Source organism: Microcystis sp. LE19-195.1E (assembly GCF_027532095.1).
In the GTDB taxonomy this organism is placed as follows: Bacteria; Cyanobacteriota; Cyanobacteriia; order Cyanobacteriales; family Microcystaceae; genus Microcystis; species Microcystis aeruginosa.
The window spans coordinates 1-20,638 of sequence record NZ_JAPZSZ010000234.1; the positions used below are offsets into that span (position 1 = coordinate 1).

Genomic DNA, 20,638 nt, shown 5'->3' on the forward strand with positions numbered 1-20,638 from the left:
GTCAGTCTGTAGAGCGACCATAAGACCAGAACAGAGTAAATCTGTTAAGGCAGGTGCGGAACCCCGCAAGGGAAAGAAGCAGAAACCTAAATCGTGAGGTTTGGGAATCGCCGTCCGTTTTACGGCGGCGAGGATGTCAATGGTGTTACCCCTATTAAATCGATGGTCGGCGACAAATAAATTTTAGCTGAAACAACACCCGATCACCTCTAGGATTCGGCGATCAGGTGTGGAGATTGGCCAGAGGAAAACTTGAGGGGGAATTAGCGACTGTTGACAAATCTCTGAATGGAAAGTTGCGAGATCACGGCTCCGATCGGGTTAGCAAAGGTGATACTGTTGTCTGTTCGTCCTGCAAAGAGGAGGGCGACGGGTTGATTGCTGTTTGCCGTCACGATCAGTGAACCAGAGTCCCCACCGCGACTAAAAGGATTGCCGCCGATGCCACGGATGCCGATCTGATTGCGGAATTGGGCGGCACCGCAGGAGTAGCCGCCGACGGAGATGTTGACGTTAATATCGGTAATCGTGCCGATAGTTGCTTGGGTTGTCCGACCATTTTTCTTCACCGTCATACCTAGGCGGGCGGCGATCGGTGTAGGATTGAGGGTGTAGTTGACATGACGCGGATCGACAAAACTAAAAGCTGTCCAAGCAACGGCCGCATCTACCAAGTTAGGACCCGGACAGTTGACCCGGACAAAATTTTCCAGGAGGGCGATTCGATCGCCGGGGACAACCCCACCATCAACCCGTCCGGGCTGGATAATCGGATCGCCGATACGGGCGTTGTTGGAATTGGCGATGACGTGGTTATTACTCAACAGGCACAGCTTATTATTGCGTAGCACTACCAGACAGCCAAGAGTCCCCGCGGTTACTTGCGGATGACCGATGGAGACACCACAACGAACTGGGCGCGCATAACGACGATTATATAACTGGGTGACGATCTCGCCCACTTCTTCGATTTCCACAGGCATACCCCCGATCGAGGTGGGTACGGCGGCAAAAGCACTAGCGGCAATTGTCCCGGCCACTTTTTCGCTGACGTAAACTTTCAGAGTCACATCGGGGGTAAGCAGTCCACCGACGCTACGAAAACCGATGCCAGTGCCGAGAATACGTTCCCCTCCGGTGTCATAGTCCGCAATCGACTCGGATAGGGAGGCGGTAAAGGTTTCACTGCCTCCGAGGCGCTGTTCTAATTCTTCTTGGGCTGAAAACCAATCTTGAGTGATACCGATCGTATCGATAGACTCGGAGGCTTCTATTACTTCTAAGGCTTGATTTTCGCTTCCCAAAGGCGCATTGGGATCAAATTCGATCACATCTTTATTCGTTGACGATTCCATACTAGAACCCTCCCGCTCATCGGGCATTTCATAAGGTTGAGTCATTGTTAAAACTACCTTGTTCACAAGTTTTTTACTGGGGTTATTATTCCCAAAGTAAGAGAACCGAACATAACCAATCGACCCCTCAACAATTTATTTCTCTTAACTGGAACAAACCTTAGCTATATGCTATCTATACCTCCTATAAATTGACCCCTGTAACCAAGATTTTGAAATATTTATTTGTAAAACTTTTTAGATCTTTATTATCTCTTTTTGTTCGAGCGAACTCAATTATAGCAGTTATCTTAATGGTTATATAGGGTTTGCTGAATAAATCTAAAAACCTTGTTGGATAATATCTTTAGGCTTTTTTGAAATCAAAAAGTGCCAGCCCTTGAAGTGATCGGGGGGGGGGAAATTTAGGCACTTTTTTCCTGAAAATTAGGTAGTTGACCACCTGAAAATCGGTAAAACCCCACACCCCACACCCCACCCCCCCGATGTCGGGGGGGTTGGGGGGGCCACACCCTGCCCCCACGAAAAACTTTTTCAGTAGACCCTATATAGGAAGTTTTTCCTCTGCATTTCATAGGCAGAGTCCGATGAAATGCGAAAATTGTTGCCCGTTCCCACTCCAAGACTTTTTCAGCAAACCCTACTTAGTTTGAAAGATATTTTGTACCATTTTCTTATCCAAACCCGCGGCAATTTTATCTAATTCTGCTATTTCCCCACTGTCTAAACTCCATCCTAAAGCCCCTAAATTATCCTCAGCTTGCCGAACATTTTTGGCTCCTGGGATAGGAATTGTTCCCTTACAGATACACCAATTTAAAGCAACTTGGCTAATAGTTTTATTTTTAGCTTGGGCGATAACTTCTAGGCAACTTATCAGGGGAGAAATAGCGGGAATTAATTGACCAAAAAGGAAGCGACGTAATCCAGGAGGTAAGTTTTTATTATCTCGATATTTCCCCGTTAATAACCCCAAAGCTAAGGGACTATAGGCAATAATTTTAATGCCCAATTGATCACATAGTTCCTTTAATCCTAAGTCAGTGAGAGGATAGGTAGAAAGGAGAGAATACTGTACCTGTAAGCTGGTAATAGGAATGCCGCGACTGGCAAACTTTTGATAGGCAGACTTCAATCTTTTCGGTCCAAAATTGGATAAACCGACTCCTTTAACTAGCCCCTTTTCCAGACAATCTCCCAATCCGTCTAATAATCCTCCCTCCTGCCATGGCGCATAATTGCCCGTTGACCAGTGCATTTGCACTAAATCCACCGGGCGACCCAATCTGGTTGCCGAAGCTTGACAAGCTTTCACCATGGCATGACGGGTTAAACGCCAAGGATAAGGGGCGAGTTTGGTGGCAATACGGATATGATCAGCGTTATAACCGCTATATTCCCCTGTAAAGCGTCCTAATAGCTTCTCACTCTGTCCGTTGAGTTTGCCTGTCCCGTAGGAGTCTCCCGTATCAAATAGGGTGACACCCCACTGGACGCAGAGATTAAAAACCGCTTGTAACTGGCTATCCATACTCTCATCGTAACCCCAGAGAAGACGATTTCCCCAGGCCCAAGTACCGCAGCCCATGGGGGGAAGGGATAGAGTTTGATCTGTGACTGTCAAGGGATTCATGGGTCAGTTTCTCTGGGTTTTTTCTCAAGCTTTCAGAGAGATATTTTACTACTAAATCGACTTGGGTTTTTGTTTAACAAATAATCCCCGCAACCAATAGTAAAAACTATCGATATAAGTAAAGATTACTGGTACAACCACCAAGGTTAATAGGGTGGAAGTGGTAAAACCACCAATAACGGCAATCGCCATCGGTGCGCGAATTTCCCCATCTGCACCCAAAGCTAAAGCAATCGGTAACATCCCGGCAACTGTGGAAACGGAGGTCATAATAATTGGTCGTAAACGAGAGACTCCCGAATCAATCATCGCCTTAAACTGCGGTTTCCCTGACTCAATGCCACTCAGGGCAAAATCGACTAACAGAATCGCATTTTTAGTGACTAATCCCATCAGTAAAACTATGCCAATTAAAGCGTATAAACCTAACTCTTTTTGGGTAATTAAAAGAGCGATTAAAGTACCACCAATCGATAAAGGAAGGGAAGTTAAAATCGCTAGGGGATAGAGAAAATTGTTATACAATAAGACCAGAATCCCATAGATAGAAATAATTGCTAAACTTAACGCCCCCAAAAAACGAGCAAAGATATCGCGCATAATGCGAGCATCACCAAAGGGTTCTTCTGTCACCTCTGGGGGTAAGTTTTTCATGATTGGTAAAGCGCGAATTTGTGTCACCGCACTTCCCAAAGAAACTCCCTCTAAATTAGCTCCAATATTAACCTGACGTTGACGGTTAAAGCGTTGAATTTCCGCAGGTCCACTACCTAAGCTAATTGTCGCCACCGAGTTAAGCGGTACTAACGTCCCATTACTGCTAGGAACGCGCAAATTTTGCAGAGTTTCTATCTCGCTGCGTCCATCGTTGGCAATTTTTACCCGGATGGGAATTTGTCGGTCAGCAAGGTTAAATTTAGCTAAATTAAACTCATTATCGCCGATTAAAGCTAAAGATGCAGTACGGGCGATCGCTCTGACCGAGACTCCCTGATCAGCAGCCCGGACGGGATCCGGTTGAATAATAATCTCCGGTTTAACTAAACTTACCCCGGAACTTACCTCGACAAAACCGGGTAAAGCCCGCATTTCTCGCTCTAATTTTTGGGCAGTTTGGGTTAAAATATCGCCATTTTCACTTTTTAAAATAATAGCGACATCCTTAGTGCTTCCTGCTCCCCCCTGCGCCCGAAAAGTCACTCTTGCTCCCGGTATCTTCTGAAAATCCCGGCGGGTTTGTTCCTCAAATTGCCGTTGAGTTAGCGATCGCTGTTCCTTAGGAACTAAATTAACATATATTAACCCGGTATTTACCCGTCCCGAATCTCCCGGAATAGCCAAAACATTAGCGACGGCGGTATTTTTTTGCAGTAAACTATTCACCTGATTAGCCACGGCAACAGTATCATTCAAAGTCGCACCGGGAGGCAATTCTAGACTGATCGTACTTAATCCAGTATCCCCGGAACTAAATAACCCTTTTGGAATCAAGGGAACTAACTGTAAACTACCGATAAAAAAGGCCAAAGCCGCCAATAAAGTCAGGATTCGATGACGTAGGGACCAAGTTAACAAACTTTTGTAGGGACGAAAACGGGGGCGCGAGGAGGGATTACCATCACCGGTTTTCAGCTTTTTCGGCTGTAGAATATAGGCACTTAACATCGGAGTGACGGTGACGGCGATCAAACTGGAAAATAGGGTAGAAACCGCCACCGTAACGCCGAAAGGTTGAAAGAATTGGCCCGGCACACCGCCCATAAAAGCAACCGGCAGGAATACCGCCATAATTGCCGCCGCACTGGCTAAAACGGCTAATCCAATCTCTTTTGAGGCATCAAAAGCCGCTGGCAAGGGTTTTTTACCCATAGCTAAATGTTGATCGATGTCCTCCACCATACACACCGCATCATCGACAAGATTACCCAAAGCTAAAGCTAAGGCCAGCAGGGTCATACCGTTAAGGGTATAATTTAGGGACTGCATCACCCAAAAAGTCGGGAAAATCGACAAAGGCAGGGCCAAACCCGTGATAATCGTGGCGCGCCAATTGCCTAAAAATAGACCCACCGTGATCACCGTCATGATGCAACCGATGATCAGATCGCTCAGAAGGCTTTCGTAACTAGCACGAATTGAGTCGGCACGGGTAAAAATTAATTGAAATTTAATGTCTTCGGGCAGTTTTTTCTTTAAATTCTCGATTTCTTGACGTACTGCTGTTTCTACCGTCACCAAGGTGCTGCCAGTCCCCCGTAGAATCGAAAAACCCACCACTGGCTGCCCATCTAAGAGGGCCATTTGTCGGGGATCGCTGGAACTATCACTAACCGTCCCTAAATTGCTTAAGGGGACGGTATCACCGTTAGGTAAAGAGATTTGATAATTTCTTAAATCTTCGATCGTTTCAGCGCTGCCGAGGGTGCGGACAGTTTGTTCACTGCCACCGATTTCCGAGCGCCCTCCGGGTAAATTAATATTAAAACTACGAATTTGGTCATTAACCGCCGTGGCCGTGATACCGTAGGCGATCAGACGACCGGGATCTAAATCTACACGCACTTCTCGATCGACTCCCCCAACGCGATTGACTCGTGCTACCCCCGGCACTCCCGTTAAAGCGCGGCCAATTTGACGATCGACTAGATCACTTAATTCGGCGATCGATCTTTTCGGGGAGGAGATGGTATAGTTCATCACCGCACCCCCGGCAAATTCTAAACGTTGGACAATTGGATCATTAGTATCTTGGGGTAAATCCTGGCGAATTTGCGCTATGGCATTCCGCACATCATTGGTAGCGCGATCGCTGTTAGTGCCAAGGATAAAGTTAACGGTGGTGGTGCTGCTGCCTTCGTTGATGGTAGAAGTAATTTGATCGATATTACCCAAAGCAGCCACCGCATCCTCGACTTTTTTGGTGACTTGGGTTTCCAATTCCTCTGGACCTGCACCCGGTTGATTAACGGTGATAATCACGGCCGGAATGTCAATATTAGGAGAGCGATCGATCCCTAATCCTAGAAAGGCAATGTATCCCATTAAGGCCATAACCAGGGAGATCAGGATCGTCGGAATGGGATTTTTGATAGACCAATTAGAAATATTAAAAGCCATAATTTCAGTTATCAGTTATCAGTTATCAGTTATCAGTGGGTAAGTTATCAGTTATCAGTTTTTGGTTTTTGGTTTTTGGTTTTTGGTATTTTCTTGGCAGGTTTTTAGAATAGCCCAAAGCATTTTACCAATTTCCTCCGCATCATCATTGATACTTTGAAAGGCTCTTTCCTCTATGTAATTCGTGTCTTTCAATAGAGACAGCCAATACTTTGTTTCTAGACATTCCTTATAAGCTATTGACATTTTAGCTCGAAAATCAGCTTGAGAAATAGCTCCATTAGCCTCGGCAATGTTAGCCCCGATTGAAGTGCCACTCCTTAATAGCTGTTTTGACAAAACATATTCTTGTTTAGTCTCACACAAATATTTATAGCCTTTAACAATCCTAAGGGCAAATTTATAAGCTTTATCATAAACTTTACTCTCCATCTGTTTGCCCCGCTACCGATCACTGATCACTGATTACTGATTACTGATAACTGTTTACTGATTACTGATTACTGATCGCTGATTGCTGTAATTTTGTCGCCATCACCGAGATAGGCTGCCCCTTTGACCACAATGCGATCGCCCGCTTGTAAACCGGTGAGAATTTCCACGCGATTATTCGGCATAATTTGACCTAATTGCACAGTTTTGGCGGTAACGGTGTTATCAGGTTGAACTAAATAAACTAGAGCTTGATTATCTTTTTGGGGTAAAACCGCGGTCATGGGGACGGTTAAACTATTGCTAGTATTCGTCACGATCGCACCTCGTAAAAACATCCCCGGTTTTAATCCTGTATTGTCGGTTAAATCGACTTTAACCGTTGCTTGACGGGATGCCTCATCGACGATGGGATTAATTTCGCGCACCTGTCCCGATAGTTTCAGACTGGTATTAGCATCGGAAGTGATAGTAACGGGCGCTCCGACGCGGATTAAGGGCAATTGATTCTCAGGAACCCGCAATCTTAGCTCTAAACGCCCATTTTCGATGATTTTAAAGAGAGCATTTTGACCGTTGGTGGTATCCCCGATGCGGCCATTTCTTTCGGCAATTTTGCCACTGACCGGAGAAATCAGGCGCGTCTCGTTTAATTGGGCGTTAACAATGGCTAAACGGCTTTGAGCCTCCGCTAATTGGGCTGTAGCTTGGGCGATCACTTCGGGACGATTGCCCGCTTGCAATTGTGCCAGTTGCTGCTCTGCTTCTCCTAAACGGGATTGGGTCTGTTGTACGATCGCCGCTTGCTTTCTTTCTTCATTGAGGACTTCATCGAGACGATCCCGGGCGATCGCTCCTTCCGCTTCTAAACTTTGGTTTCTCTGGACTCGTTTTTTAGCCAAATCCCAATCCGATCGAGCTTGACTAATTTCGGCTTTTATGCGTTGAATAGTTTGTTTAGCTCCAGCGATCTCCTCTTTACGGCTCCCCGCTTGCAATTCTGCCAAACGCGATCGGGATTGGGCGACATTAGCCTGTGCTTGGGTTAATTGCGCTTGTAGGACGGTATCATCGAGACGAGCCAAAATTTGACCTTGGCTAACGATATCACCCTCATCGACAAAGATTTCTTTGATTTGTAGTCCCGTCGCTTGGGACAGAATCGGGATTAATTCATCGGCTGCCACGCTTCCAGTCGCTTTCAGGGTGCGGGCCACGGGAGTAGATTCTACCCTAGTGGTGGTTACTGTTTGTGCTGGTGCCTCATTTTTTGCCGCTACGGGCTGAGTATTGGGGTTTTGGGCTGTTTGGGGTCGATTAGCGAAACGAGTCGCCCCCAGGGTCAATAAAACCCCCAATCCCACACCGATAAATAAACCCTTTCCTCCCGATAGCCAAGAGTTGGTTTTTGTCGGTTTTGGCGAGTATTCGGGTTCCTCTGGCTCAATTTCGGGTTTAAATGCGATAACTTCGGGAACTAGCGAATTATCGGCTGAATGCTGGTTATTTTCTAGGGTATCTGGCCGCACGGTCTGCCCTCTCGGTAGATTCTGGATAAAATGTTAAGTTTTGTATCCATTTATAATCTAACGGAAAAAGGTCACGGGTGGGGAAAGTGAGAAAGTGGACTTGCTGTAAAAATCCCAAATTGTCGTGGTTGGTGAGGATTCAGTAGGCAGTAGTCAGGAGACAGTAGGCAGTAGTCAGGAGACTCCGAGACAGGAGACAGGAGAATTAAGAATGAGTAATAATCAATTAAATGGTTTATTTAGAGATTTTATGCCAGTTAATCTGGCTCTCCCCTACTTGTGGTCATAAGAAAAAGTTATGAAAAAGTCAGAGATCCAAATTTTCTTGGCCCATGCCAGTGAGGACAAACCAGCAGTTTTGGCACTGTATGACCGCCTTAAGCAAGCGGGATATAAACCTTGGTTGGATAAAAAAGACCTGATTCCGGGGCAAATTTGGCGAGATGAAATTCCGAAAGCGATTAAAGCTAGTCAGATTTTTCTGGCCTGTCTGTCAGGGAAATCGGCTAATAAACAGGGATATATCCAACGGGAGTTGAGGATTGCACTTGATACCTTGGGAGAGATGCTACCGGGGACAATTTTTTTTATTCCCATGAGGTTAGAAGAATGCGAAATTCCTGATCTGCGAAGTGCAGAAGTTAGCTTGAATCTGCGAGATATTCACCGGCTTGATTATTGGGAAGAAGACGGATTTGAGCAACTAGAAAGAGCAATTGGCTATCAGTTCAAGCTTGAACCGGAAGAGCCAAAACAACTGTTATCAGTATTTAACTTTGAGGTGGTGGGAGTAAATGCGAAGGGTGAGCAAATTAGAAAAGAGTCGAAACAGTCCCAATATTTCAGGGAAGATCTGGGCAAAGGCATCACCTTAGAAATGGTCGCCATTCCGGGGGGAACTTTCCTGATGGGAACAGAAGATGAGGAAATCGAAAGACTGGTTAAAAAATTTAATTGGGAAGGATTTAGAAGGGAAAGACCACAACATGAAGTAACTGTCCCACCCTTCTTTATGGGTAAATACCCCATCACCCAGGCCCAGTGGAAAGCGATCGCCTCTCGCACGGATTTAAAAGTTAAACAAGACCTTGATTTCAAGCCAGCCTATTTTAAAGACCGTCCCGATAGCGATCGCCGTCCCGTGGAACAAGTCAACTGGTACGATGCGATCGAGTTCTGCGCGAGATTATCTAAACTAACGGGAGGGGAATACCGACTACCGAGTGAAGCGGAATGGGAGTACGCCTGTCGTGCTGGAACCACCACCCCGTTTTACTTTGGGGAAACCATTACGGGGGAATTGGCTAACTACAATGCCAGTAATACCTACGCCGATGAACCGAACGGAGAATATCGAAACGAAACAACTCCCGTGGGACAATTTCCCCCAAACGCCTTTGGACTGTACGATATGCACGGCAATGTCCGGGAGTGGTGCGCCGATACTTGGCACGATAACTATGACGGTGCGCCGACGGATGGCAGTGTCTGGATAGAAAATGGTAATGATAATCGTTCTCCTCTGCGGGGCGGTTCCTGGGGCTACAATCCTAATTACTGCCGTTCCGCGATTCGCTACGACTACTACTTCCGCCGCGTCAACCGCATCAACAATTACGGTTTTCGGGTAGTCTGCGTATTCGGGAGAACTCTCTAACCCTTTTGCCTTTTTCCCCTTTTACCCTCATTCCCTATTTTTTCTTTTTTCTTTTCTTTCCCGCCCTTAGGCGGGTCGATTTTGTAGGGGCGAACTCGACCCATTTGGTCGATTTTTGCTTAACAATTGTCAAGGATTGTTAAGATGCGCTTACCCTGCACTTTTCCCCTAGTTCCCAAAACTAAACTCTAGGAATTTTTAGCCACTGCTAAAGAGGATGAAGTGAGGGCAGAAAAGAATTCAAGAGCATGGGTTGTTAGTCAACTAGCTAAAAATAATTAACTAGGGTTTGCTGAAAAAGTTTGTTGGTGGAGCCGGTCGTTAGGAGACTCCGAGACAGGAGAATTAAGAATGAGTAATAATCAATTAAATGGTTTATTTAGGGTTGGCTGAATAAATGTGAAATGTAGGCAAGGTAAGGGTTTTGTGGCTCTTCTCTTGAAACAGGTGCCAGATTTTGAGAGAATCGTCCTTCAAAACCTTGCGTCTTCATCGGCCTGCGTCCTGTAGGGGCGAAGCATTTGGGCATAACCTATCGGTGAAACTGGAGATTTTCTATCCGAATGCTTCGCCCGTACTTTTTCAGCAAACCCCATTTAGCCACCACTAACGGGGGGAATTAAAACTATCTCATCGCCATTTTCAAGGATTTTCTCTCCCGAAACAAACTGAAGATTAACTCCAAAACGAGTAACATCGCGCCATCTTTCTAATTGAGGATAGGGGGCTATAATATAGTGTAACACTTCTGTAACGGAAGTGTGGGCAGGAAATTCGAGGTTTAATTGTGAAGTTTGATAGACTTCTTGATAAATAGCAAATAGTTTGACTGTGATCGTAATCTTTTCCATCTTTACATCAATATTTTTCCTAGGATAATAACATTAATTGAGAACCCTGTTCGGTTTTGCGGACTTCGATGCGATGTTGAAAAGCTTCTTTAAATTGGGGCATATGAGTTACAGTCAAAATACAGGCAAAATCAGCGGATATAGCATTAATTGCCGCAATTAAGCGATCGCATCCTTCCGCATCCTGAGTTCCGAATCCTTCGTCAACAATGAGCATTTGTAGGGCTGTTCCGGCTCTTTGTGCCAATAATCTCGCTAAAGCTAATCGAATCGAGAAATTAATCCGAAAAGCTTCCCCTCCTGAATAGGTTTCGTAGGGACGAGAACCCCTGGTATCGCCAATAATAATATCTAACGTATCGATTAACTTTTGTCGCTGTTTCTTCGTACCTTTACCGCTTTTTTGGGTTAAAAACTGCACATGAAATTGATTACCAGTTAAGCGAGCTAAGATATGATTAGTTTGGGCTTCTAACTCAGGTAAAACATTCTCAATCATCAGAGTTTGTAAACCATTTTTACCGAAAGCTATGGCTAACTCTTTATAAACTGTATATTGTTTTTTAACTTTAGCTAAATCGCCCTCTTTTTCTGTCAGTTGTTTACCTAAAGTTTCCAGTTGATGTAACTTCTCCTCAACCCGACCTTTTTGGGAGAGCAATCCATCAATTATCTGTCTTCGCTGTTGAATATTAGTCGATAATGCGGCTATTTCTTGGCGATAGTCAGTCAAAGTACCAATCTTTTGACTAATATTTGCTAACTCCTGATTCAGCTTCTGGCGATCCTGATTTCGCAGCTGTAATCTTTGCTCAATGTCAGCGATTTTAGCGGCTATTTCCGGATAATTTTTTTCTGCTTGTTGCCAGTCTTGATACTGTAATCTTACCCCCTGTAATTGTCGGATCAGATTTTGAATATTCTGATGTTCACTGCGATCATAATTTAAGTTTTTAAGAAACTTTTCTAAGCGTTCAACTTCCTGTTTAAGTGGGGAGTTTTGACCTAGTTCTTGCTTCTCTTGTTCTAGTCTAGCTAATTGATTAATTAAATTAGGTTTCTCGGCCTTTATATTAGCTAAACGACGGTTTGCTTGCTTAAGTTCTGATTCTTGAATTTCTGCCCAACGCCATCTTTTTTCTTCTCCTCTGACTAAAGCATGACTTTGTTCATCATAGTTTAAAAAGGCGATTTCTTGATTGACAATTTGTAATTCTTGCTGTAATTCTAGGGCATAATTGCCACTGCTTAAAAGTGCTTCTAACTCGACAAGTATCTCCTCGGTTTTCTCTAGTTCTATTTCCTTTTCTTCAATAGTTTCTAACTTGACTTCCAACTGCACATATTTTTGTTGTAGATTCGATCTTGCTGGCAATTCTTGTTTAATTTGGGCTAATTCCTCCCCTAAACGTTTTAAATCTCGATCGCAGTCTGCCATCCGTTCCTGTAGGGACCAGATTTGCTCTTGAATGTGTTCTTGATGTTGATGGGTTTTCCTGATTACTTGATGACGGTGATGACTGTCTAAATTCTGTTCACACAAAGGACAAACCGAATCGGGAATATTTAATTTTTCCAATTTATCAGTTAACTCTAAAAGTTGTTCTTCATATCTTTTCTGTTGCTCCAATAAACTTTTTTTATCCACTTGTTTAAGAGTTTCCTTTTCTTCAACTCGTTCACAATAGGTTTGTTTTTTATCTAGTTCCTTAATTCGTTTGGCTAAATTGAGAGCTTCCTCTCTTAGTAGAGGAATACGAGCGATTTCTGTCTCTAATTGTTGCCGATTTCTTTGCAGTTGTTCCCGACGAGCATTGATCTTAGCTTTTTCCCGTTCCAACTGCATATTTAGATCAGCTTTTCGGCTATTTAAAGGAGCATATTTTAAAGCTAATCTATCCAATTCCTGAAGACGTTGACGATGATAATTTAATTTCTCTAATCCTGCTTGAATATCCCCCGCTTGCTCGATAATTTTTTGAGTTTCTTGTTCCTGTCTTCCCAATTCTTCTAAACGAGCGCTCGTTTGTTGGATGGGAAGGGTAAATTCGTTAATTTTTTGCTGTAATTTCTGTTCTAATTGTTGTTTATCATACTGGGCCTGTTGCCAAGCTTGCAATTGACTTGACAAACTGGCCTCTTTCTTGTCTAAATTGATTAGGCGCTCGTGTGCAGTAATAATGTCATTTTTGCGATGAAGAATAGTCCTTATTTGATTTAATTGATTGTCTAGACTAACTTTTTCCCGGTCTAATCTCTCGATTTCTGCTAATAAAGCTCGCTCCTGTTCTCTTTGCCACTGCAGCTGTTTTTCCCAATTCTGACGCTGATTTTCTTCCCCCTGTAGTTGCTGTAAACGCCGATTATTTACCTCTTGTTCTTGATTAATTTGGTTAATTTGGCTGCTTAACTCTTGCAGGTGTTCTTGATAAGAATTTTTCTCCTGAAGACGGAGTTTGATAGTTTCTACTTGCTGCTCGATCTGGAGGGACTGTCCATCAAATTGTTTCGATATATCCTTGGCTTTATTTGCTAAAATTTCATAGCGATCGAGTTGTAATAATTCTGCTAAAATCTGTTTACGACCACTGGGAGGCTGTTTCATAAACTCGTCCGCTTGTCCCTGTCGTAAATAAGCAGAATTAATGAAAGTTTTATGGTCTATTTTCAGATAAGTATTAATCTGTGCTTGAGTATCTTTAATACTTTTACCCGATAAAGGACGAAAACTCTGATCATTAATCACCTGAAAATCTAAACCAGAAGCTTTCCCTCCCCGGTGACGACTACGGATAATTTTATAGATTTCTCCCCCATAACTAAACTCGAAATCTACCCGCGCATAATCGCTGCCCGCATGAATCACATCATCACCAATCGAGACGCGACTTTCTCCCCAAATTGCCCAAGTAATTGCTTCGAGTAAAGAGGATTTTCCCGCACCATTGGCACCACAAATACAGGCAGTATGTAATCCGCGAAAATCTAGCACTGCCTCGCGATAACTGAGAAAATTTTTTAGGGTTAATTGTAGGGGAATCATAAGCTAGGGAGTGGGGAAGTGGGGAAGTGGGGAAGTGGGGAGATGGGGAGATGGGGAGAATGCAGTACAAGGCATAATTAGCGGAAATTCGGTCACTCAGCCTCAGTAAAATATTAGTATCAAATAGATATTTAGCCATTAGTCATAGATAGTTTCACGCCCTAATGCTTCATCGGGTAATCCGGGGGTATCCTTGGGTTGACTTTCCAGAAATTTTAGCCAATCTTCTGCTTTTTCTTGGGAGGTCATCTCTTCAATTTTTGGCGAAGTTATCTGAGTTAGAAATTGGCTGAAGTTTAAGACTTCTTGTTGTTTTTCTAAAGGAAGTTTTCGCAAGTTTTCGATAACGGCTTGTTCAATATTCATCAAAATTCAGCTGGTCGATTAATCGGCGTACTAAAAAGCATCAATCTCTTCAATACCTGCCCTTTCCCCATCATATCACCCCCCCCCGCTCTGGCACTGACCAAATCCCCCCACTTGGCTGGGATATTATTCCTACGCAAGTCCCTAACCGCTCAGGGTCCCCCGATTTGCTACTCTAAAGGAAAGATAACCGATTCTTAAAACCAAATCTATGAGCATTACCGAAATTAGCGTCCATGAACTCGCTCTCCGTTTAGCCGATCATGATCCTAATTTACAACTTATTGATGTGCGCGAACCAGAGGAAGTTGCCATGGCATCTGTAGCCAATTTTACCATTTTACCCTTGAGTCAATACCAAGAATGGTCGCCCACTATTGCCAGCCAATTCAACCCCCAAGCAGAAACCCTCGTTATCTGTCACCATGGCATGAGATCCCTGCAAATGTGCCAATGGCTACAAAGTCAGGGTTTTACTAATGTTAAGAATATTAACGGTGGCATCGATGCTTATTCCCTCCTCGTCGACCCTAATATTCCCCGTTACTAATTTTCATGGCCACCATCGGGAAAAGAGAGAGGCAAACTATCCCCTTTCTCACCATGGATTACTGATAACTGATAACTGATTAAGCGTTATACTGTCTAAAAAAATGTTATAAATCTTTATCTTAAGATTATTCCCCTATGTCCGCTAGAACCCATCTCAGCGATCGCTATCAACATATCTTAAAGGCGACAATCCAACATTATATCGCCACGGCCGAACCGGTTGGCTCGAAAACTCTACTCGATGAGTACAAGTTTACTGTTAGTTCCGCCACGATTCGCAATGCTCTGGGTAAACTGGAAAAAGAAGGTTTACTCTATCAACCCCACACTTCCTCCGGACGCATTCCCTCCGATTGGGGTTATCGTCTCTACGTCGATGAGTTGATGACTCCCGATGACCGTATCGGCGAAAAAATCGGCTATTATCTGCATCAAAATGCTAAATCTCCCGCTTGGAGTCTCGAAAGTCTGCTGCAACGGGCCACCCAACTTTTAGCCGGTTTAAGCGGTTATATCGCTATCGTTACTCTTCCCCACACCCTCACCAATACCCTGCGTCATCTGCAATTAATCCCTGTCTCAGCCAAGCAGATAATGTTAATTATTGTTACAGATAGTTTACAAACACGCTCGGTTATGATAGAAATTCCTGAGTCTATGGCAACGGACAAGAAGGATGGATTAGCAGAAGAATTACAAATCCTCTCTAATTTTCTCGGGGAAAAATTAAAAGGTTATTGCTTGGCAGATTTAATTAACCTCGATTGGCAGCAAATCGAGCGAGAATTTACCCGTTATACCCATTTTCTCCAACAATTAAGCCAAGAAATCGGCGCTAGTCTCCAATCCACTGCCACCCCGGAGATTATCGTCCATGGTGTCGCTGAAGTCATTCGACAGCCAGAATTCGCCCAATGGCAACAAGTACAAATGTTACTGCATCTATTGGAAGCAGAACAGGATCGCCTTTTACCCCTGATTTTACAAAGACCAGAACCAGAAAAATCAGCTAAAAAAGTCAAAATCACTATTGGTTCCGAAAATCCTCTGGAATCCATGCGCCCTTGTACTCTTATCTCCGCTTTTTATAAACAGGGAGATACTCCCGTCGGTAGTGTTGGCATTATCGGACCGACGCGAATGTTATACGAAAATACTATTCCCCTGGTGGAATCCACCGCTAACTATCTCAGCGAGGCTATAAGTAAGTAGATATCCCCCGCAAAGGTTCGGGAATGGGACAATCGACAGTAAACTCTAAAATTGTCTCACCATCCCCCAAATAGCCAGAATTGGCAAAACAGAGCAACATCCGCACCAGCGCCACCCACACCTCCGCATCGAACTCCCAATCCTGTCCCCGACGCGCTCCACAGGCGATCGATTTTAGCGCCCAAAAATAACTATTTCTCACCACTGAACCGCCTTTTTTGTAAACCGGCACATCCTCATGGTGAATATAAAGAATATCATCTTTAGCGATCGCTCTCATCGGTGGCTAGGAAGGTTGCGGGAATTTTCAGCTGACTGTCCTAGATAGGGGTCTGCTGAAAAAGTTTTTCGGTGGGGGTTGGGGGTTGGGGGTTGGGGGTTGGGGGTTGGGGTGTGGGGTGTAGGGTTTTACCGATTTTCAGGTGGTCAACTACCTAATTTTCAGGGAAAAAGTCCCTGAATTTTCCCCCCAATCACTCCAAGGGTCGGCACTTTTTGAGGGAAAAAAAGTCTAAAAACCTTGTTGGATAAGGTTTTTAGATTTATTCAGCAGACCCTAGATAATAACATCTTTAGCGATCGCTTGAGTCGCTCCAGAAAACCCACTATAACATTTTTCTTTCTTTCTCACAAATATGAAGTATAATGTCATCGATAGCTAAACCGCACTAAAAATGAAATCCTATCCAGTAGAGTTCCGTCAGAAAATCCTCGACTGTTATTATAACGAACCCATCTCTCAAAGACAATTAGCGAAAAGATTCTGCGTAACCCTAAGTTTCGTACAAAAGCTTTTGAAACAATATCGAGACACGGGAGATGTTCGACCGAAGACTTATCGATGTGGACGTCATTTAAAACTCACGCCAGAACAAATGATCGTCCTCGGTACGTTAATTGAGGAAAATAATGACGCAACTCTTGCTCAACTATCGAAACTATTCCTAGAAAGAACTGGTATAGTGTTAAGTGTGGCGACAGTGGCAAGAATAGCCGAACGCTTGGGAATAACCCGCAAAAAAAACTATACAACCACCCGCAAAAGAGACAGAAAAACTACAACAACTTAGACAAGAATAGAAAGTAAGTGGGTGGGTGGAATTAAATATAAGATGAACGTAGGTTGGGTTGAAGCATGAAACCCAACGCCTGCTCATGTTACGCTACCGCTAACCCATCCTACAAATAATTGTGCCTCCCTACTTAGGGTTTGCGGCAAAAAGTTTTTCTTGGAGGCAGGGTGTGGGGTGTAGAATAAGATTTCCCGGAAGCAATCTTTTTAATGTCTCATCGCTTCTATTATTTTCATGGTTTCGACGCTGACAGTACAGACTCTTTGTAATAAGTCAATTACTGTTTCTTTATAATCGTCGAAGCGATAGTTATTAAATCTTTCGGCGATGGTTTGATCTTTGGGTTTCTTTTCCTTATATTGATCTAAAATCCATTCTAGGGCCGAACGATTACCGAGTTTATATTCCCAGGCAATTTTGGGAATATCTTGTAGGAAAGTGATATCATCAAGGTTGATAGAATTTTTTTCTCGGTCGGCTTTTAGTTTAGTTTTTGGTTTGAGGTTATTATTAGTATCAATGCGGGTTAGTGGGTAGGGTGCGACGGTTTCATAGTTGATGTGTAATTCCATTAGTTTGCTTCCCCATTCTACCCATTGAGAGAAGTTATCGTAAAAGGGAAGTCGGGGAAATTCTCGCTTAAGATTTAATTCATATTTACTGCGATATTCCGGGTAGTGAAGGACTGCATAAGTGTAGTGGAAGATGTGGAGTTTGGTGATGGTTTTATCGTTGTAATGTTTTTGGAATTGTTGCAATCCCCAATCGGTGATATTGTCGATGCGGTTTCCTTCTTTGTCGTAGCGGTAGAGGGGGAGACATTGGGTACTACCCCCACTAACTAGCAAACAAGCAAGATCAATGATATGGTTTGATACAAGAGATGCAAATTTGTCTGAACCGACATTTAAGCCAATTATGATATTATTAAATTCATTGTTAAAAATATTAAACCATTGATAAGTCATTCCGTTGAAATGCTTGTCAAAATAGAGCCATTGTTTTGTGTATGGACGATAATAACTTATCAACATATTTGCATCATTAAATACCTTTGATATTCTTTGGGAAAGATACTTAGTTAATTCTCGATCCCACTTAATCTGATTTCGTTCTTGATAATTTTCATCTTTAAAAGTTCTCTGATAAACATCCACAAAAAACCTCATCTTTGCTTCTAGTTTATCTCTTGAAAAATCATAAACCCACTCATCTCGCTGAGTTTTAAGTCCTGACGAAAACAACTTAAACACAGCTTTCTCAGACTTGCCACTTTTTACATCCTTATCAATCAAGGGTAGCAGTTGATCAAAGTCATTATCTGATTGATTGAGCCAATTATGTTTTTTATCTGGGATGATATGCTCGAAGCAAACATTACTAAATTTATTACTCTGTAAATAAGACAATTTAACTTCTCGCAACTCATGAACATGAAAAGGATTAGCATAGAAAATTTTATTTCCAGTTGCTTGACTGTCTTTAACTAAAAACAGGATAGCAATACCAGTCATTGCAGCAGTACCAAAAATTGTATGTTTTTCACAGATAAAAATCCCATCTTTCCCTGATATTTTCCTGACATTACCACCTAAATCTATAAAATAAGCGCAAGTAAATTCTTCTTCAATACATTTTCTAAACCCATCAAAAGAACGAGCATCTAAAAAGGAAGAATTACAGATAAACGCTATTATACCATCTTTATTTAATCGATCAGAAGCCCAACGAATAAAGCGAGTGTACATATCATAGACGACAATTTGATTCTGTGCTGTCCCTTCTTTGATGTAAGTATCTTTAATTCTTTTGTCTATTGCTGGGTATTTACGATTTGCATTATTGTCATTAGCATTTTGCTGCTTGGCATTATAAGGAGGATTACCAATAATTACAGAAATATTGCGGTCATTTTGATTTTGAATGCGTTGGGTATTCTCCACCGACATGGCAAATAAATCCATCTGCTTGAGATGAAAAGCAGCATGGTCCAGGGTATCGACAAAACAGATATGCTCAAACTCCTCATACTCACCCATCTTCTGCTTATAGGTGAACTCAATATTCAAATTAGCGATATAATAAGGCAGAATTGCCACCTCATTACAGTGCATCTCATGCTTATACTTGTACCGTAACTTATCCTTCGGTAAATACTCAATCAACTCCGTTACAAAAGTTCCTGTCCCCGTCGCCGGATCTAAAATTTCTACTCCTGGATCCGCCAACAACTTACCAAAATGCTTGTGGACTAAATAATCGACACTTTCAATCATAAAACGGACAATTTCATTGGGTGTATAGACAATTCCCAACCGGTCCGCCGCTTTCGGATTGTATGCTTTATAAAAATTCTCATAAATCGCCTTGAGAAACTTCTGCTTCTCGTGGTGGTTATAAATATTCGCCGCTGTCCGCCGAATTACCGCATAATAACGTTCAATTGTCCCTAAAGTATTGCGCTTGGTATTACCAGTAAAGAAAGTTTCAATCACTCCCTGTAATTCCCTAGCGATATTATTTTCCCGGTGAAACTGAGACTCATTAAAAATATTGATAAAAATATCCTCTGTCAGGATGTGCTGAATAATCATCTCTCGCACATCTTCCAGACTAATTTCTGGATTGATTGACTTGCGACAAATCTCTAAAAATTTGTCCCGCGCTGTCACAAAATTCCGATTCGTCTCCGATTGCAACGCAATTAAACCCCGCAACGCTTCCAAAATTGTTGGTAAATCTTCCTTAAAACTAGCAATCGCCTCTCGAAAATCCTCAACCTCCGGACGTACATAATTAATAAAAGCATTAATAATCCCATCCAAAGCCTCATCATCGCGCATCGAGACGCGCAGTCTTTCCTCTCCTCCTTGAATTAAAACCGCCGTCTGGGAATCTTCAAATAAAATATTGTCATTAGGGTAGCCTTTCGCTAACTTTTTCTCAATTTCTTCGTCTAAATTATCGTATTGATCCTTACTTTCCCAATATCCCCAATCTAACCGTAAAGCATCCTTTACCGTCCCGTCAGGATAGACAACTTTTCCCGACTTAGTGCGATAATCCAACTCCGGAATTAACAAAAAATCCCGCGCCTTGCAATAGTCATTTAACAAATTCTGAAAAGCGACTCTAATCGAAGTTTCCTTGCGACTGCCGCCATATTGGACAATCTTCTCAACTTCCGCCTGATACTGGCTGATTAATAATCTAGACATGGGCTTAGAGGAGGTAAATTAAGTAGTTATAATCAAAGAGAAGATAGATTTTGGACTCTGATCCCCCCTGCCCCCCTTGATAAGGGGGGTGCCGATAGGCGGGGGGATCTACCCTTGATAAGGGGGGTGCCGATAGGCGGGGGGATCTGACAATTTTTATTTCGATGTTTTTCACTGGTGCTGGCGTGCCATCACTTCCCGCAAGATATGGTTAATTCCTGTTTCATATCCCTTTCCTTGAGCTTTTAACCATTGTAATTGATCTTGACCTAGTTGAATAGCTAATTACTGCTTTGATGGCGAAAAAGATACTGTTTTTTGAGTAAAAAACTCATCATACTAAATCCCTTGAGTATAGGCTACTTATGAAGATAGGCAAAAGGCACTCATGCAAAAGGCAAAAGGGGGGATAAATAATCAGTCTTTAATAACCGCATTTAGAATTATCAGTGACTCTTTAATTAGTACAAAAATATGAACAATCGCGTGTAAGCATCTCACAGTTAACCTAATGCGCGGGGGGTTTGGGGGCGGCGCCACGCCCCCAACGGGGGGTTTGGGGGGTAGAACCCCCCAAAAGCTTGGATTGAGTGATAAAAC

General features: G+C 43.0%; 16 protein-coding genes and 1 pseudogene. 6 read left to right on the forward strand and 11 right to left on the reverse strand.

From position 1 onward, the window contains the following. Positions 1-263 precede the first annotated feature (263 nt). The 5 genes from O9300_RS13145 to O9300_RS13165 form a co-directional block, all read right to left on the reverse strand. The gene (locus O9300_RS13145; protein ID WP_061431839.1) at positions 264-1,400 is read right to left on the reverse strand and encodes a chymotrypsin family serine protease; all 1,137 of its coding nucleotides are present in this window, start codon (positions 1,398-1,400) and stop codon (positions 264-266) included. Between the two features lie 595 nt (positions 1,401-1,995). Next, positions 1,996-2,988 (reverse strand): aldo/keto reductase, encoded by a 993-nt coding sequence (locus O9300_RS13150; protein WP_287972085.1) that lies wholly within the window; start codon positions 2,986-2,988, stop codon positions 1,996-1,998. A 51-nt stretch (positions 2,989-3,039) separates the two neighbouring features. After that, positions 3,040-6,105, reverse strand: coding sequence for an efflux RND transporter permease subunit (locus O9300_RS13155; protein ID WP_287972086.1), 3,066 nt, complete (start codon positions 6,103-6,105; stop codon positions 3,040-3,042). A gap of 54 nt (positions 6,106-6,159) precedes the next feature. Then, positions 6,160-6,537, reverse strand: coding sequence for a four helix bundle protein (locus tag O9300_RS13160; RefSeq protein WP_287737813.1), 378 nt, complete (start codon positions 6,535-6,537; stop codon positions 6,160-6,162). A 68-nt stretch (positions 6,538-6,605) separates the two neighbouring features. Next, positions 6,606-8,066 carry an efflux RND transporter periplasmic adaptor subunit gene (locus tag O9300_RS13165; RefSeq protein WP_287972089.1) on the reverse strand — a complete coding sequence of 487 codons (1,461 nt, stop codon included), beginning with the start codon at positions 8,064-8,066 and terminating at the stop codon, positions 6,606-6,608. Positions 8,067-8,190: 124 nt separating this feature from the next. On the opposite strand from O9300_RS13165, the gene O9300_RS13170 reads away from it, so the two are divergent. The 3 genes and pseudogenes from O9300_RS13170 to O9300_RS19505 all read left to right on the forward strand — a co-directional run. After that, a complete protein-coding gene (locus O9300_RS13170; protein ID WP_002796947.1) occupies positions 8,191-8,355 on the forward strand; it encodes a hypothetical protein in 165 nt (54 codons plus the stop codon). A 9-nt stretch (positions 8,356-8,364) separates the two neighbouring features. After that, positions 8,365-9,723, forward strand: coding sequence for an SUMF1/EgtB/PvdO family nonheme iron enzyme (locus tag O9300_RS13175; RefSeq protein ID WP_287972091.1), 1,359 nt, complete (start codon positions 8,365-8,367; stop codon positions 9,721-9,723). A gap of 159 nt (positions 9,724-9,882) precedes the next feature. Continuing rightward, positions 9,883-10,005: pseudogene (locus O9300_RS19505) on the forward strand (Uma2 family endonuclease); the annotation flags it as partial. 314 nt (positions 10,006-10,319) lie between these two features. Here the strand turns inward: O9300_RS19505 and O9300_RS13180 are convergent. The 3 genes from O9300_RS13180 to O9300_RS13190 all read right to left on the reverse strand — a co-directional run bounded on the left by O9300_RS13180 (position 10,320) and on the right by O9300_RS13190 (position 13,983). Next, positions 10,320-10,574 carry a MoaD/ThiS family protein gene (locus O9300_RS13180; RefSeq protein ID WP_190722026.1) on the reverse strand — a complete coding sequence of 85 codons (255 nt, stop codon included), beginning with the start codon at positions 10,572-10,574 and terminating at the stop codon, positions 10,320-10,322. Positions 10,575-10,593: 19 nt separating this feature from the next. Further along, on the reverse strand, positions 10,594-13,617 hold the full coding sequence (sbcC, locus tag O9300_RS13185) for an exonuclease subunit SbcC (RefSeq protein ID WP_287972093.1): 3,024 nt from the start codon (positions 13,615-13,617) through the stop codon (positions 10,594-10,596). Positions 13,618-13,755: 138 nt separating this feature from the next. After that, positions 13,756-13,983, reverse strand: coding sequence for a hypothetical protein (locus O9300_RS13190; protein WP_004163204.1), 228 nt, complete (start codon positions 13,981-13,983; stop codon positions 13,756-13,758). A gap of 211 nt (positions 13,984-14,194) precedes the next feature. On the opposite strand from O9300_RS13190, the gene O9300_RS13195 reads away from it, so the two are divergent. Further along, the gene (locus tag O9300_RS13195; RefSeq protein ID WP_190722022.1) at positions 14,195-14,533 is read left to right on the forward strand and encodes a rhodanese-like domain-containing protein; all 339 of its coding nucleotides are present in this window, start codon (positions 14,195-14,197) and stop codon (positions 14,531-14,533) included. A 137-nt stretch (positions 14,534-14,670) separates the two neighbouring features. Beyond that, positions 14,671-15,747, forward strand: a complete 1,077-nt coding sequence (hrcA, locus tag O9300_RS13200) for a heat-inducible transcriptional repressor HrcA (protein WP_287972094.1) — start codon at positions 14,671-14,673, stop codon at positions 15,745-15,747. Here the strand turns inward: hrcA and O9300_RS13205 are convergent. Continuing rightward, positions 15,734-16,027: a hypothetical protein gene (locus O9300_RS13205; RefSeq protein WP_002760270.1), complete on the reverse strand. Its 294-nt coding sequence runs from the start codon at positions 16,025-16,027 to the stop codon at positions 15,734-15,736. The genes hrcA and O9300_RS13205 overlap by 14 nt on opposite strands. A 394-nt stretch (positions 16,028-16,421) precedes the next feature. Between O9300_RS13205 and O9300_RS13210 the strand changes: the two genes are divergently transcribed. Continuing rightward, positions 16,422-16,817: a helix-turn-helix domain-containing protein gene (locus O9300_RS13210; RefSeq protein ID WP_125731758.1), complete on the forward strand. Its 396-nt coding sequence runs from the start codon at positions 16,422-16,424 to the stop codon at positions 16,815-16,817. Positions 16,818-17,026: 209 nt separating this feature from the next. On the opposite strand, the gene O9300_RS13215 is transcribed toward O9300_RS13210, so the two are convergent. Together O9300_RS13215 and O9300_RS13220 are read right to left on the reverse strand one after the other, a co-directional pair. Then, the gene (locus O9300_RS13215; RefSeq protein WP_287972097.1) at positions 17,027-20,038 is read right to left on the reverse strand and encodes a type ISP restriction/modification enzyme; all 3,012 of its coding nucleotides are present in this window, start codon (positions 20,036-20,038) and stop codon (positions 17,027-17,029) included. A gap of 171 nt (positions 20,039-20,209) precedes the next feature. Further along, positions 20,210-20,317: a BrnA antitoxin family protein gene (locus O9300_RS13220; RefSeq protein ID WP_271949639.1), complete on the reverse strand. Its 108-nt coding sequence runs from the start codon at positions 20,315-20,317 to the stop codon at positions 20,210-20,212. Positions 20,318-20,638: the final 321 nt, after the last annotated feature.